Here is a 14,159-nt window from a genome sequence, read left to right as displayed (position 1 = left end):
CATGCTTAATTTACAAGCAGAAGAGTTCGATTTCCACGTGTTCCATAAGCCATGGCGATCGAATCGGGGGCTTGTAAAAACTTGAATTTTATGTGAAGGAATTGCCGCGCTGCAAGATGAGCGCTGCGTTCAGCACCGGGCGATGCTCCGGTCAAGCTAATCCAGGAACAAATCTCACGCGACATTCCTGCTGTCATAGTCTGGCACTAACGATCTATTAACCATAATGGTGTCTTACTCGCGGAGTCGGAGTTTGTGCGACGCACGCCTTCCTTTGACCAAATTTGACGGCAAGAAGGCGGAAGAAGAGCTTGGAAGCTTGACCAGGGCTTTGGGCGGCGGCCGCCAGACATTCTTGCGTGATCACTTCGTGCCGCCCGGTCAAGCGCCGGGCGTTTGGATTCGGGGATTTTGGATCTATGGAACAAGTAGGATTGGCAGCAGCCACGACCGACGTCAGTCTCTGGTCGCTTTTCATGCAGGCCGGCATCGTCGTCAAGCTGGTCATGCTCGGCCTTATCGCCGCTTCGGTATGGACCTGGGCGATCGTCATCGACAAATACCTGGCGTACGGCCGTGCCCGTCGCCAGTTCGACAAGTTCGAGCAGGTTTTCTGGTCGGGCCAGTCGCTTGAAGAACTCTACCGGACGCTGTCCGAGCGCAACAATACTGGCCTTGCGGCGATCTTTGTTGCGGCGATGCGCGAATGGAAGAAGTCCTTCGAGCGCGGTGCGCGTTCGCCGATTGGTCTGCAAATGCGTATCGATCGCGCTATGGACGTCACACTCGCCCGTGAATCCGAATATCTCTCGGCCCGCCTCGGCTCGCTCGCGACGATCGGCTCGGCCGGTCCGTTCATCGGCCTCTTCGGTACGGTCGTCGGTATCATGACCTCGTTCCAGGCAATCGCCGGTTCGAAGTCCACCAACCTTGCGGTCGTGGCGCCCGGTATCGCGGAAGCTCTTCTCGCGACTGCCATCGGTCTCGTCGCAGCTATTCCAGCGGTTATCGCCTACAACAAGTTCTCCGCCGATGCCGGCAAGCTCTCGGCTCGCATGGAAGGCTTTGCGGACGAATTCTCCGCCATCCTTTCGCGCCAGATCGATGAGAAGCTGCAGCCGCGTCAGGCTGCGCAGTAACGGACGGAGCGACGACTATGGGTATGGCTGTAGGCGGCAATAGCGGAGGAGGCGGCGGACGCCGCCGCCGCGGTGGCCGCAACAAAGGGGTGATCTCCGAAATCAACGTGACGCCGCTCGTCGACGTCATGCTCGTGCTGCTCATCATCTTCATGGTGGCCGCACCGATGATGACCGTTGGTGTTCCGATCGACCTGCCGGAAACGCAGGCCAAGGCGCTGAATTCCGAGACGCAGCCGATCACGATTTCGGTCAAGAACAGCGGCGAAGTCTATCTGCAGGAAACGCCGATCCCGGCTGAGGAAATTGCTGCAAAGCTCGAGGCGATCGCCACCACCGGTTACAACGAACGCATCTTTGTGCGCGGCGACGCGACTGCGCCTTATGGCGTGATTGCTGACGTCATGGCCCGCATCCAGGGCGCCGGCTTCAAGAATATCGGCCTCGTGACGCAGCAGAAGAAGGACCAGTAACGCTTAAGATGAAGACCAGCGTCGTCACATCTGCGGTTCTGCACGGGCTGGTGCTTACCTGGGCGCTGGTGTCGCTCAGCGCGCCGGAATCCTTCAAGGTGGAGGATTTCGAGGCGATGCCGGTCGACCTCGTGCCGGTTGAGTCCATCACGCAGTTGCAGCAGGGCGACAAGAAGGCTCCGAAGAAAGAGGTTTCTGCGCCGACGCCGACGACCCGGCCACCGATCCCGCAGCCGGCGGAAAATGCAGGCGACAACAATGTAGACCTGAAGACGCCGCCGGTTCCGAATGCCAAGCCGAGCAATAGCGAGGCGGCTGCCGCCAATTCGAGCGAAAAGCCCCTGCCGCAGGTTGATCCCAAGCCGAATGACGTCAAGGAAGTCAACAAGGAAGAGACCGAGGTCGAACAGCCGAAGGAAGTCGCTTCCATTCCGCAGACCAAGCCAGTGGACGTGACGCCGCCGAAGCCCGAGGAAAAGCCGCCGGAAGAACAGGCCAAACCTGCAGAACCGCCGAAGCCGGATGCCGAAGCGCTGCCGGATAAAGTGCCGACTCCAGTCGTCAAGCCGCAGGTAAAGCCACCGGAACAGAAGCCAGCTGAGAAGCCGCCGGAAAAGACACCGGAACAGCCGAAGGCGGCCGAGAAGCCGACGGACAAGAAGAAGGACGATCAGAAGCGGGAAGTGGCGAAATCCGCTTCGTCGATGAAGAGCGACTTCAATGCGGATGAGATCTCCGCGCTGTTGAACAAGACTGATCCGTCTGCCGGTGGCGCCAAGCGTTCGACGCAGGAAGCATCCTTGGGCGCGAAGAAGAGCACGGGCGGCTCGAAACTGAGTCAAAGCGAAGAGAATGCGCTGCAAGGTTTGATCGAAGGTAACTGGCTGATCACTCCCGGAATGGAAGGCCTTTCCGGCATGGTCATCAGGGTACATATGAAGCTCGATAAGGATGGTAACATCATCGGCCAGCCGGAAGTGGAATCCTCGGGCGGTAGCAGCAGCGATTCCACGCGACGTGCGCTGGAAAGTGGCGCCTACAGAGCTGTCATGAAATCCGCACCCTTCTCGATGCTTCCAAAGGACAAGTATGACGCTTGGAATGAGGTCGAACTGAATTTCGATCCGAGCAGCATGGGAATCTAGATGCTGACGGACCTGTCCAATGGCAACAAGTCCCTTGCAGCCGCCGTAGTGCTTGGCACGATTCTGGGCTGCGCCTTTGAGGCTTCGGCACAGTCAGCCGGGGCAGCAACCGACGATACGTCAGTGGAGGCGATACGGCGGGCGGTAGCAATGTATTTCAATGTCCCTGCGGGGTTGCTGGACGGCGGTAAGGTTCTGATCACCGTTCACCTGAAACTTAGCAGGACTGGCGCGATCAACGGGGCGCCGCTGGTGACGGCTTCAGGCGGCGATGAGGCTGCACGACAAAATCTGTCGGTTGCGGCTCTCCGTGCAGTGCAGCGCGCATCGCCATTCACCACACTTCCGAAAGACAAATACGAATCCTGGAAAGAAGTGGTCCTGCGCTTCGAACCCGGCGATCCGACTCCATAGATGCTGAAAGGCTGTTTGGTATGACAAAGTGTTCCTTCTTCCGCGCCATTGCGATCGCAGCCGGTCTGATGACCGCTGCTGTCTTTGCGACGCCGGCCAATGCGTTGGTCACTATCGACATTCGAAAAGGTAACGTTCAGCCGCTGCCGATTGCGGTGACGGACTTCCTGCAGGGCGATATGGGTGCGCAGGTCTCTCAGGTCATCGCAGCCGATCTCCAGCGGTCCGGCCTGTTTGCGCCGATCAGCAAGACGGCCTTCATCGAGAAGATTTCCAATCCCGATGCCTCGCCGCGCTTCGAGGACTGGAAGGTCATCAACGCGCAGGCGCTAGTGACGGGCCGCGTGACCCAGGAAGCGGATGGCCGCCTCCGTGCGGAGTTCCGGCTTTGGGACCCGTTTGCCGGCCAGCAGATGACCGGCCAGCAATTCTACACACAGCCCGAGAACTGGCGCCGTGTCGCCCACATCATCGCTGACGCGATCTACAAGCAGATCACCGGCGAAGAGGGATACTTCGACACCCGTGTCGTCTTCGTTTCCGAATCCGGCCCCAAGCAGCAGCGCAAGCGCCAGCTGGCGATCATGGACCAGGACGGCTTCAACGTGCGCATGCTGACCGACGGCAGCGACCTCGTGCTGACGCCGCGCTTCTCGCCGAACCGGCAGGAGGTCACCTACATGTCCTTCGCTAACCAGCAGCCGCGCGTCTATCTGCTGCAGCTCGAGACCGGACAGCGCGAAGTCGTCGGTAATTTCCCGGGCATGACCTTTTCACCGCGCTTTTCTCCTGACGGCCAGAAGGTCATCATGAGTCTGCAGCAGGAAGGCAACTCGAACATTTACACGATGGACTTGCGTTCGCGCACGACGACCCGCCTGACCTCGACCGCGGCAATCGATACCTCGCCTTCCTATTCGCCTGACGGCAATCGCGTTGCCTTTGAAAGCGACCGCGGCGGTCAGTCGCAGATCTATGTCATGAATGCCGATGGTTCGGGCCAGACCCGCATTTCCTTCGGCGATGGCCGCTACTCTACGCCGGTGTGGTCGCCGCGCGGCGATCTGATCGCCTTCACCAAGCAGTCTGGCGGCAAGTTCTCGATCGGGGTCATGAAGCCGGATGGCTCGGGCGAGCGTATCCTGACGACCGGTTTCCACAACGAAGGCCCGACATGGGCGCCGAATGGCCGCGTCATCATGTTCTTCCGTCAGGCGGCCGGTGCCGGCGGTCCGCAGCTCTATTCGATCGATCTGACGGGCTATAACGAACAGGCTATCAAGACGCCGGCGTATGGTTCGGACCCGGCCTGGTCGCCGCTGCTTGAGTAGTGGAGGGCCGAAATTCGCCTTCATGTCGCCGCAAAGTCCTGAAAATGGGCAAAGCAGGGACAAATCAGTAAATCGTTAACCATGATCTTTGAGGGCCGGTTAACCGAGTGCGGTTACTGTCCGGAAACCTGATTGAAGTCGCAAGGAGACCCGGCCATGAGCCGAATTCACACCCCGGCAATGAGCCGTCTGCAGAATTTCGCCCGCAACCCCGTCATGATCGCGCTTGTCGCCGGTCTCGCTCTTGCGAGCTGCGCCAACAAGAAGAATGTGCCGAACAGCGCCGGCGATCTCGGCCTCGGCGCCGGTGCTGCAACGCCGGGTTCTGCCCAGGACTTCACGGTCAATGTCGGCGACCGCATCTTCTTCGATACCGACTCCACATCGATCCGCGCCGACGCTGCCCAGACACTTGACCGTCAGGCTCAGTGGCTCGGTCGTTACCCGAACTACCAGATCACTGTCGAAGGCCATGCCGACGAACGCGGCACGCGCGAATACAACCTTGCTCTCGGCGCCCGCCGCGCTGCGGCCACCAAGGATTATCTGGCTTCGCGCGGCGTTCCGGCCCAGCGTATGAAGACGATCTCCTACGGCAAGGAGCGTCCGGTCGCCGTCTGCGACGATATCTCATGCTGGTCGCAGAACCGCCGTGCGGTCACGGTTCTCGGCGGTGCAGGCATGTAATTTTCGGCAAAAGCCGGAATTTGGCAGGGCGGCTCGCTTGCGGGCCGCCTTTCTTTTTGACCACACTTTGGCCAGACTCCGTTGCTTTTTGACAGCAATTGGAAAAATCTCCTGTCGTGCCATCGGGGCGCGAAGAATCACTGGGACAGGACGATACAAAAATGAAAAAACTAGTCGTGGCAGGCATGCTGTGCCTTGCGGCCGTGACCGGGAGCGAGCGAGCGGCTTATTCCGCTTCGTTCTTCGGCTTGCACATCGGCGGCCAATCCGTGCAACAGGCCCAGCCGGCAGCGCCGGTTGTCAACGTGCAGAGCAGCGGAGCGGAGGTCCGCATCCAGCAGATGGAAGACCAGATGCGGCAGTTGAATGGTCGTATCGAGGAAATGAGCTATCAGCTCCTCCAGATGCAGGAGACGATCCGCAAGCAGCAGGAAGACAATGAATTCCGCTTCCAGCAGCTCGAAAAGACGGGCGGTGGCGGCGGTGCCAAGACGCCCGTGAAAAAGAGCGAAGCCGATATTGCCCCGCCGGCATCGGGTGGTGGCGACGATGTCGCCAAGGTCATTCAAGCCCCACAGGGAGCCGAAACGGCTCCCTCCACCGATGTGCCGGCCAATGAAGGTCTCGGTCAGCCGCCGCGCGAGCTCGGCTCCATCGATTTTGACCAGAATGGTAATCCCATTGGCAATACGATGAACAAAAATGCCACCGTTGGTTCTGCGCCATTGCCGAATGCAACATCACCGCAGCAGACGGCCTCGCTCGGTAGCGAGTCCGATCAGTACAGGGCCGCGTATGGCCATGTGCTTTCTGGCGACTACGCTACGGCGGAGCAGGAATTCACGCAGTACATCTCCCGTTATCCCAACAGCTCGCGTGTAGCGGATGCCAATTTCTGGCTTGGGGAAGCGCTTTATTCGCAGGGCAAGTTCAACGAATCGGCCAAGACCTTCCTGAACGCCCATCAGAAATATGGTACGTCCGAAAAGGCACCCGAGATGCTGCTGAAGCTCGGCATGTCGCTTGCCGCACTCGATAATACCGACACCGCCTGCGCGACCTTGCGCGAAGTCAGCAAGCGCTATCCGAAGGCCTCCCGTGCGGTCATAAATAAAGTTGCGAGCGAGCAGAAGCGTCTCGCCTGCTGAGGTCTCCGGCTTGTTTCCGGAAGGCCCGATGTCTCCTGAAGCGGCAACCAGCCGTTTCCTCGCTTCGCTGAAGACGCCTGCGCGCATTCTTGTCGCGATTTCGGGCGGAAGCGATTCCACCGGCCTGCTCCTGCTGCTCTTCGAAGCGCTGAAGGCCGCTCCCGATCTTTCCATTTCCCTTTGCGCCGCAACCGTCGACCACGCGTTGCGCGATGGATCCGCAGACGAGGCCTACCAGGTCGCTGCTCTCTGCACCTCGAAGGATATTTCGCATCGTACGATGGTCTGGCAGGGCGAGAAGCCGAAAGCCGGGATCATGGCAGCTGCGCGCGAGGCACGTTACCGACTTCTTGCCGAGGCGGCAGAAGCGTTCGATGCAAATCTCATCGTCACAGGACATACGCTCGATGATCAGGGTGAAACGCTGCAGATGCGCGGGATGCGATCGGAGCAAATCTCAACCGGTATAGCGGATGCGATGCTTTTCGACCGGCGTTTCTGGGTCCTGCGGCCGCTTCTTTTCTCTTACCGGGCAGATATCCGCGACTTCCTGCGCGCACGCGGCACGCCCTGGATCGACGATCCCAGCAACGATGATGTGAAATACGAGCGCGTGCGGACGCGGCGGCAGCTTTCCCTTGATGCGAAGGCGGAGACAAATATAACTGGAATCTGGGATGAACGACTGGCTCTTTCTTCTGACGGGGCCGGATGGCTCGATCGTTATTTCAGGCTTCATGGCGGTCTGCTCGGTCAGGTAATGCCTGACGGGCTGAGCCGGGATCGCACAGTCCTTGATTACGCGCTCGGCCGCCTGACGGCGGTTTTCGGAGGACAGCCGTTTGGGCCGGGGAGGGCTCAGATGGAGCAGCTTCTTGCGTTCTCAGCTGGTGGCAAGCCGGGACGAACGAGCGTCGGCAGGGTAGTATTCGATCTGCGGCGTGACGGGCTTTATCTGGCGCGCGAGACCAGGGGGATCGCGCCCCTGATACTGCCGCCGGGGAGCACCAGGATCTGGGATGGCAGGTTCGAAGTCAGAAACAGGTCGGGAGCAACCATTGGGGTCGAGGCAGCAGCTGCTGGGGCACCCTCGTTCCTGCACTCGCCAGAGAAAACCATTAGTTTCGGGTCCGCAGAAGGCGTTTCATACTCTGTTCAGTCGATTACGCCGTCGACGCACAGTGGGTGGCTCCCCGTACCGAGCACGGAGGATTTTGCGCACCTGCCCAAGGCGGCATGGAAGCGCGCTGTTGCTTCGGCGCCGGCCTTATACGTCGAGAAAGGCATTTTATCCGCGAAATCCGCCCGATCCGTTGATTTGGCGCCCTATTTCGCACCTTTCGACCGCTTTTTGACACGATTTGATTTCACCTTTGCCAATAGGCTTTCGGCAGTTTTCTCAAAGGCGCCCTATGCGGAGCCACCTTTTAAGAAGTATTGACGGAAAAACGATCTGACCTAGCGGATTGCCTTGGCAATGGCGTAGCGCAACCCTATGTTAGAGACCAAATATGACGGTCGCCATGAGGCGACTGTCCAGTGCTGGGGAGTTCAATGAACCCTAACTTACGTAATTTCGCCTTGTGGGCGATCATCGCGCTTCTGCTGATCGCCCTCTTCAGTATGTTCCAGACGGCTCCGGCGCAGACGGGTTCGCGTGAAATCCCTTATTCGCAGTTCCTGCGTGAGGTTGATGCGGGCCGCGTGAAGGATGTCGTGGTCACCGGCAACAGGCTGACGGGAACATATCTGGAGAACAACAACACCTTCCAGACGTATTCACCTGTTATCGACGACAATCTGCTCGATCGCCTGCAATCCAAGAATGTCGCTGTCACTGCGCGCCCGGAAACCGATGGTTCCTCCGGCTTTCTGAGCTATCTCGGAACGCTGCTGCCGATGCTTTTGATCCTCGGCGTCTGGCTGTTCTTCATGCGCCAGATGCAGGGTGGCTCGCGTGGCGCGATGGGCTTTGGCAAGTCAAAGGCCAAGCTCCTGACCGAAGCGCACGGCCGTGTAACCTTTGACGACGTCGCCGGCGTTGATGAAGCCAAGCAGGACCTGGAAGAAATCGTCGAATTCCTGCGTGACCCGCAGAAGTTCCAGCGCCTCGGTGGCAAGATCCCGCGCGGCGTGCTGCTCGTCGGTCCTCCGGGCACCGGTAAGACGCTGCTTGCCCGCTCGGTTGCCGGCGAAGCCAACGTGCCGTTCTTCACGATTTCCGGTTCGGACTTCGTCGAAATGTTCGTCGGTGTCGGTGCAAGCCGCGTCCGCGACATGTTCGAGCAGGCCAAGAAGAATGCGCCCTGCATCATCTTCATCGACGAAATCGACGCCGTCGGGCGCCATCGTGGTGCTGGTCTCGGCGGCGGCAACGATGAACGCGAACAGACGCTGAACCAGCTTCTCGTCGAGATGGACGGCTTCGAAGCCAATGAAGGCATCATCCTGATCGCTGCGACCAACCGTCCCGACGTTCTCGATCCGGCGCTGCTGCGTCCGGGCCGTTTCGACCGCCAGGTAGTCGTTCCGAACCCTGATATCGTCGGCCGCGAACGCATCCTGAAGGTTCATGCCCGCAACGTTCCGCTGGCACCGAATGTCGATCTCAAGGTTTTGGCCCGCGGTACCCCCGGCTTCTCGGGTGCCGACCTGATGAACCTCGTCAACGAAGCTGCCCTCATGGCCGCCCGCCGCAACAAGCGTGTCGTCACCATGCAGGAATTCGAAGACGCCAAGGACAAGATCATGATGGGCGCTGAGCGCCGCTCTTCGGCCATGACCGAAGCGGAAAAGAAGCTCACGGCCTATCACGAGGCCGGTCACGCCATTACCGCGCTGAATGTCGCCGTCGCCGATCCGCTGCACAAGGCAACGATCATTCCGCGTGGCCGTGCGCTCGGCATGGTCATGCAGCTTCCCGAGGGTGATCGTTACTCGATGAGCTACAAGTGGATGATCTCGCGCCTCTGCATCATGATGGGTGGCCGCGTTGCCGAGGAACTGACCTTCGGCAAGGAGAACATCACATCGGGTGCTTCCTCCGACATCGAGCAGGCCACCAAGCTTGCCCGTGCGATGGTCACCCAGTGGGGCTTTTCCGACGAGCTCGGCCAGGTTTCTTATGGCGAGAACCAGCAGGAGGTTTTCCTCGGTCATTCGGTTTCGCAGTCGAAGAACGTGTCCGAAGCGACCGCTCAGAAGATCGACAACGAAGTGCGCCGCCTGATCGACCAGGCCTATCAGCAGGCCAGGGACATCCTGACGGAAAAGCATGATGAGTTCGTAGCACTTGCCGAAGGGCTGCTCGAATACGAAACGCTGACGGGCGAAGAGATCAAGGCGCTGATTCGTGGCGAGAAGCCTGCACGCGATCTTGGTGATGATTCGCCTCCGAGCCGTGGCTCGGCTGTTCCAAAGGCCGGTGCGCGCCCTGCTTCCAAGGGTGATGAACCCGAGGGCGGGCTGGAACCTCAGCCTCACTGAAAGTGAACAGGCATTTGCCTGAAAGGGCCGGATTTCCACAGGGAATCCGGCCCTTTTAATATTAGTAACAGGATATAATCAATTTTCTTGGTAATTTACGTGCCGGTAACGCGGTTTTGTGGCATTCCGCTGAGCAAGGACAAGTCTGGATCGAGGTTCGGGCGCAACGCAATCTTTGAAACCGGATTCTTGCTTGAGGAATGCGTAAGCTTCTACGACGCGCGGAAAGCGCAGGAGTGCATATGAAAAGACGCTATTTTGGGACGGACGGCATTCGAGGCGAAGCTAACATCTTCCCCATGACCCCGGACCTCGCAATGCGGGTCGGCATTGCTGCAGGAACGATTTTTCGCAACGGCGCCCATCGTCATCGTGTGGTGATCGGCAAGGACACGCGGCTTTCGGGATACATGCTGGAGAATGCCCTCGTGGCCGGCTTTACCGCGGCGGGACTCGACGTGTTTCTGCTCGGTCCGATTCCGACACCTGCGGTTGCCATGCTGACGCGTTCTCTGCGATGCGATATCGGCGTGATGATATCGGCGTCGCACAATCCGTTCCAAGACAACGGTATCAAGCTTTTCGGTCCTGATGGCTACAAGCTCTCCGACGATCTCGAGACACAGATCGAGGACCTGCTCGACAAGGATCTTTCGGGACAGCTTGCCAAGGCTGAGGAAATCGGCCGCGCCAAGCGCGTCGATGGCGATATCTACCGCTATCTCGAGCACGTCAAACGCACCTTGCCGCGCGACGTGACCCTGCAGGGCCTGCGCGTCGCGGTCGATTGCGCCAATGGCGCGGCCTACAAGGTGGCGCCTGCCGTTCTCTGGGAACTCGGCGCCGACGTGGTGACGATCGGCAACGATCCGAACGGGACGAACATCAACCTGAATTGCGGCTCCACCAGCCCGGTCGCCCTGCAGAAGAAAGTTGACGAGGTGCGCGCCGATATCGGCATTGCGCTCGACGGCGATGCGGACCGCGTTATCATCGTTGATGAAAACGGCTCGATCGTCGATGGCGATCAGCTGATGGCCGTCATCGCCGAAAGCTGGGCCGAGAGCCAGCAGCTGCGCGGAAACGGTATCGTTGCGACGGTCATGTCCAATCTCGGCCTTGAGCGTTTCCTCGAGGACAAGGGTCTCGGCCTTGCCCGTACCAAGGTCGGCGACCGCTATGTCGTCGAGCATATGCGCCAACACAATTACAATGTCGGCGGGGAGCAGTCCGGCCACATCGTGCTTTCGGACTACGGCACAACCGGCGACGGTCTCGTTGCTGCGCTGCAGATTTTGGCGGCCGTCAAACGCACCGGTAAAACAGTCAGCGAAATCTGCCGTCGCTTCGAGCCCGTGCCGCAGCTTCTGCGCAATGTCCGCATTTCCGGCGGTAAGCCGCTGGAAGACCTGCAGGTGGTCAAGGCGATTGCCGATGCCGAAGCCGAGCTTTCCAAGAACGGCCGTCTCGTCATCCGCCCCTCCGGCACCGAACCATTGATCCGCGTGATGGCGGAAGGCGACGACCGCGCGCAGATCGAACGCATCGTCAACGATCTGATCGGCACGATTTCGAGCGTGCGCAGCGCCGCCTGAGGGCGCGACATCAAGGATTGAAAAGCCGGCCTTCGAGCCGGCTTTTTTATTGGTGCTGATTTACCGGCATTGCGCGAGCCAGACCGTGTGATTGCCGCAGGCCGAGTCTTCGGCCTTGTGGGCCTTGCCCGTTGCTGTTCCCTCGCCTTTGCTCATCCGTCATTCGCAAGCGTAAAGGTTTGGCGGGCTTTTTCTTCGTCGTCTTCCCGATTAGCGAAGTCGAGACAGGCAGGTGGCCAGCATTTACTTCTCGAAACATGTTCTGCCGCGGATATTCGAATTACTTCTTATGGTTAAGCAGCTTTTAACGTTTCCGATTCATTATCCATAAAAAGCATATCCGTTTTGGCGGCCCGCAGCGCGCCGACGCAACCGACTGGAGTGAATCCATGAAACGAACTTTGTCCGGTATCTTCGGCGTGCTGTTGATCGCGTCGAATGCCTATTCCGCCGATCTTGCACCGATTGAGCCCGTGCCGGAACAACCGCCGGAAGTCGCCGTCAGCGAAAGCACGGGCTGGTATCTGCGCGGTGATGTCGGCTACGCCTTCACCGACCTGCGTGGCGCGAAGTTCTTCCAGGGCAGCAATGCTCTCGAAGCCGATTTCGATCATGCAGACCTTGAAGATGCCTGGACGGTCGGCGGCGGTGTCGGTTACCAGATCAACAGCTATCTGCGCACTGATCTGACCTTCGACTATCTGACCAAGTCTGACTTCCGCGGTTCGACGGTCGGCGGCGGCGCTGCCTTCGGTGCCTGCGTGGTCTCCTGTACCTCGCGTGACGTATCGTCGATGACGGCTTATACGCTTCTCGCCAACGCCTATGTCGATCTCGGCACCTACGCCTATTTCACGCCCTATGTCGGCGCCGGTATCGGTGGTTCCTACGTCAAGTGGAAGGACCTCCACAACGTCGCCTGCGCCGATGACGGCAGTGGTTGCGATGACGAAGTCATTCATGGTGGACGTGGTAGCTGGCGCTTCAGCTATGCCCTCATGGCCGGCGCTTCGATCGATGTGACCTGCAACGTCAAGGCCGATGTCGGCTACCGCTACCTGCATATCGATGGCGGCAGCATGTTTGGCTATGCCGAAAACGGCGGCCCGGGTCGCGACCGTGGCGTCAACGTCCACGAAGCCCGTGTCGGTGCCCGTTACCTCTTCGGCGGCTGCGCTCAGCCGGTCGCCTACGAACCGCCGGACATTCCGTTGCAGCAGCCAGTCTACAAATAAGGCCAAAGCTTCACGGATTACAAAAGCCGTCCGCAAGGGCGGCTTTTTCGCTTCAGCGCGTGTTTGTGGCGACCATTGACTGAATGATTTCGAAAGCCCGCTTTCAGCCTGCCTAGCAGTGATATCGCTGGTTGCCTCAGCATAGATGTGATCGCCGCTGCGGCAAAATACCTTTCAGAAACGACATCGCCCGCTTGACTATGACGGGCTTCGCCCATAAACACGGCGGCGGGACACTCCTCCCCAACGAGGAGCCATCTATCTGGAAGGGTAGCAATATGGCAAATACCGCAAAGCCGGACGTGCGTCCGCAAAATACCCATTTTTCTTCTGGCCCCTGCGCGAAACGTCCCGGTTGGACGCTCGAAGCTCTTTCCGATGCGGCTCTTGGCCGTTCGCACCGTGCGAAGGTCGGCAAGGCGAAGCTGAAGCAGGCGATCGATCTCACCCGCGAAATTCTGGAAGTGCCGGCGGATTACCGTATCGGCATCGTGCCGGCTTCCGACACCGGCGCTGTCGAGATGGCCCTCTGGTCGCTGCTCGGCGAGCGCGGTGTCGACATGGTCGCCTGGGAAAGCTTCGGCGCGGGCTGGGTTACCGATGTCGTCAAGCAGCTCAAGCTGAAGGACGTCCGCAAGATCGAAGCCGGTTACGGCGAACTTCCGAATCTTTCCACCGTCGATTTCGACCGTGATGTGGTCTTCACCTGGAACGGCACCACTTCAGGCGTTCGCGTACCGAATGCCGATTTCATCCCGGCCGATCGCAAGGGCCTGACGATCTGCGATGCGACCTCAGCCGCTTTCGCGCAAGAACTCGATTTCGCCAAGCTCGATGTCGTCACCTTCTCCTGGCAGAAGGTTTTGGGCGGCGAGGGTGCGCATGGTATCCTCATCCTGTCGCCGCGCGCCGTCGAACGCCTCGTCTCCTACCAGCCGGCCTGGCCGCTGCCGAAAATCTTCCGCCTGACCTCGGGCGGCAAGCTGATCGAAGGCATCTTCCAAGGCGAAACGATCAACACGCCCTCCATGCTCTGCGTCGAGGACTATATCGATGCGCTTCTCTGGGCCAAGCAGCTCGGTGGCCTCAAGGCTCTGATTGGGCGCGCCGATGCCAATGCAAAGGTTATCGCCGATTTCGTAGCGGCAAACGGCTGGATCGCCAATCTCGCCGTCAAACCGGAAATCGAATCCAACACGTCGATCTGCCTGAAAATCGTCGACAAGGACGTTGCTGCTCTCGATGCCGATGGCCAGGCGAATTTCGCCAAGGGCCTCGTCGCTCTCCTTGAGAAGGAAGGCGTCGCCTATGACATCGGCGCTTACCGCGACGCCCCGTCCGGTCTTCGCATCTGGGCAGGCGCCACGATCGAGACTGCCGATATGCAGAAGCTGATGCCGTGGCTTTCCTGGGCCTTCGAGACGCAGAAAGCTGCGCTTTCCCAGGCTGCTGCCTGATGTGATCGCATCCGGCTCCGTCTGAGGGCGGAGCCTCGCATTCCCAATT

12 protein-coding genes are annotated in these 14,159 nt (G+C 59.4%); all 12 read left to right on the top strand.

Annotation, left to right across the window (positions count from 1 at the left end; genetic code table 11):
- Positions 1-419: 419 nt before the first annotated feature.
- The 12 genes from tolQ (at position 420) to JNB85_RS15345 (ending at position 14,110) form a co-directional block, all read left to right on the top strand.
- Positions 420-1,139, top strand: coding sequence for a protein TolQ (gene tolQ, locus JNB85_RS15400; protein ID WP_183748840.1), 720 nt, complete (start codon positions 420-422; stop codon positions 1,137-1,139).
- 17 nt (positions 1,140-1,156) lie between these two features.
- Positions 1,157-1,612 carry a protein TolR gene (gene tolR, locus JNB85_RS15395; RefSeq protein ID WP_007827059.1) on the top strand — a complete coding sequence of 152 codons (456 nt, stop codon included), beginning with the start codon at positions 1,157-1,159 and terminating at the stop codon, positions 1,610-1,612.
- 8 nt (positions 1,613-1,620) lie between these two features.
- On the top strand, positions 1,621-2,757 hold the full coding sequence (locus tag JNB85_RS15390) for a hypothetical protein (protein ID WP_220335211.1): 1,137 nt from the start codon (positions 1,621-1,623) through the stop codon (positions 2,755-2,757).
- Entirely contained in the window at positions 2,758-3,171 is a 414-nt protein-coding gene (locus JNB85_RS15385) for a cell envelope integrity TolA family protein (RefSeq protein WP_220335210.1), read from the top strand.
- A gap of 20 nt (positions 3,172-3,191) precedes the next feature.
- Positions 3,192-4,502 (top strand): Tol-Pal system beta propeller repeat protein TolB, encoded by a 1,311-nt coding sequence (gene tolB, locus JNB85_RS15380; protein WP_220335209.1) that lies wholly within the window; start codon positions 3,192-3,194, stop codon positions 4,500-4,502.
- Positions 4,503-4,658: 156 nt separating this feature from the next.
- The gene (gene pal / locus JNB85_RS15375; protein ID WP_183748843.1) at positions 4,659-5,189 is read left to right on the top strand and encodes a peptidoglycan-associated lipoprotein Pal; all 531 of its coding nucleotides are present in this window, start codon (positions 4,659-4,661) and stop codon (positions 5,187-5,189) included.
- Positions 5,190-5,350: 161 nt separating this feature from the next.
- Positions 5,351-6,337 carry a tol-pal system protein YbgF gene (gene ybgF, locus JNB85_RS15370; protein ID WP_220335207.1) on the top strand — a complete coding sequence of 329 codons (987 nt, stop codon included), beginning with the start codon at positions 5,351-5,353 and terminating at the stop codon, positions 6,335-6,337.
- 28 nt (positions 6,338-6,365) lie between these two features.
- The gene (gene tilS, locus JNB85_RS15365; RefSeq protein ID WP_420852273.1) at positions 6,366-7,778 is read left to right on the top strand and encodes a tRNA lysidine(34) synthetase TilS; all 1,413 of its coding nucleotides are present in this window, start codon (positions 6,366-6,368) and stop codon (positions 7,776-7,778) included.
- Between the two features lie 113 nt (positions 7,779-7,891).
- Positions 7,892-9,823, top strand: a complete 1,932-nt coding sequence (gene ftsH / locus JNB85_RS15360) for an ATP-dependent zinc metalloprotease FtsH (RefSeq protein ID WP_220335205.1) — start codon at positions 7,892-7,894, stop codon at positions 9,821-9,823.
- A gap of 242 nt (positions 9,824-10,065) precedes the next feature.
- Positions 10,066-11,418, top strand: a complete 1,353-nt coding sequence (gene glmM, locus JNB85_RS15355) for a phosphoglucosamine mutase (RefSeq protein ID WP_220335204.1) — start codon at positions 10,066-10,068, stop codon at positions 11,416-11,418.
- Between the two features lie 389 nt (positions 11,419-11,807).
- Positions 11,808-12,653, top strand: coding sequence for an outer membrane protein (locus JNB85_RS15350; protein WP_220335202.1), 846 nt, complete (start codon positions 11,808-11,810; stop codon positions 12,651-12,653).
- A 278-nt stretch (positions 12,654-12,931) separates the two neighbouring features.
- A complete protein-coding gene (locus JNB85_RS15345; protein WP_220335201.1) occupies positions 12,932-14,110 on the top strand; it encodes a phosphoserine transaminase in 1,179 nt (392 codons plus the stop codon).
- Positions 14,111-14,159: the final 49 nt, after the last annotated feature.

Source organism: Rhizobium mesosinicum (assembly GCF_019511345.1).
GTDB lineage: Bacteria > Pseudomonadota > Alphaproteobacteria > Rhizobiales > Rhizobiaceae > Rhizobium > Rhizobium mesosinicum.
The sequence above is the reverse complement of the archived record's forward strand: the minus strand, read 5'-3'. Positions and strand labels throughout refer to the sequence as shown.

Excerpts from the sequence above, each read along its gene's own strand:
- tolQ (WP_183748840.1), top strand. The coding sequence starts at position 420 with ATGGAACAAGTAGGATTGGCAGCAGCCACGACCGACGTCAGTCTCTGG.
- tolR (WP_007827059.1), top strand. The coding sequence starts at position 1,157 with ATGGGTATGGCTGTAGGCGGCAATAGCGGAGGAGGCGGCGGACGCCGC.
- JNB85_RS15390 (WP_220335211.1), top strand. The coding sequence starts at position 1,621 with ATGAAGACCAGCGTCGTCACATCTGCGGTTCTGCACGGGCTGGTGCTT.
- JNB85_RS15385 (WP_220335210.1), top strand. The coding sequence starts at position 2,758 with ATGCTGACGGACCTGTCCAATGGCAACAAGTCCCTTGCAGCCGCCGTA.
- tolB (WP_220335209.1), top strand. The coding sequence starts at position 3,192 with ATGACAAAGTGTTCCTTCTTCCGCGCCATTGCGATCGCAGCCGGTCTG.
- pal (WP_183748843.1), top strand. The coding sequence starts at position 4,659 with ATGAGCCGAATTCACACCCCGGCAATGAGCCGTCTGCAGAATTTCGCC.
- ybgF (WP_220335207.1), top strand. The coding sequence starts at position 5,351 with ATGAAAAAACTAGTCGTGGCAGGCATGCTGTGCCTTGCGGCCGTGACC.
- tilS (WP_420852273.1), top strand. The coding sequence starts at position 6,366 with ATGTCTCCTGAAGCGGCAACCAGCCGTTTCCTCGCTTCGCTGAAGACG.
- ftsH (WP_220335205.1), top strand. The coding sequence starts at position 7,892 with ATGAACCCTAACTTACGTAATTTCGCCTTGTGGGCGATCATCGCGCTT.
- glmM (WP_220335204.1), top strand. The coding sequence starts at position 10,066 with ATGAAAAGACGCTATTTTGGGACGGACGGCATTCGAGGCGAAGCTAAC.
- JNB85_RS15350 (WP_220335202.1), top strand. The coding sequence starts at position 11,808 with ATGAAACGAACTTTGTCCGGTATCTTCGGCGTGCTGTTGATCGCGTCG.
- JNB85_RS15345 (WP_220335201.1), top strand. The coding sequence starts at position 12,932 with ATGGCAAATACCGCAAAGCCGGACGTGCGTCCGCAAAATACCCATTTT.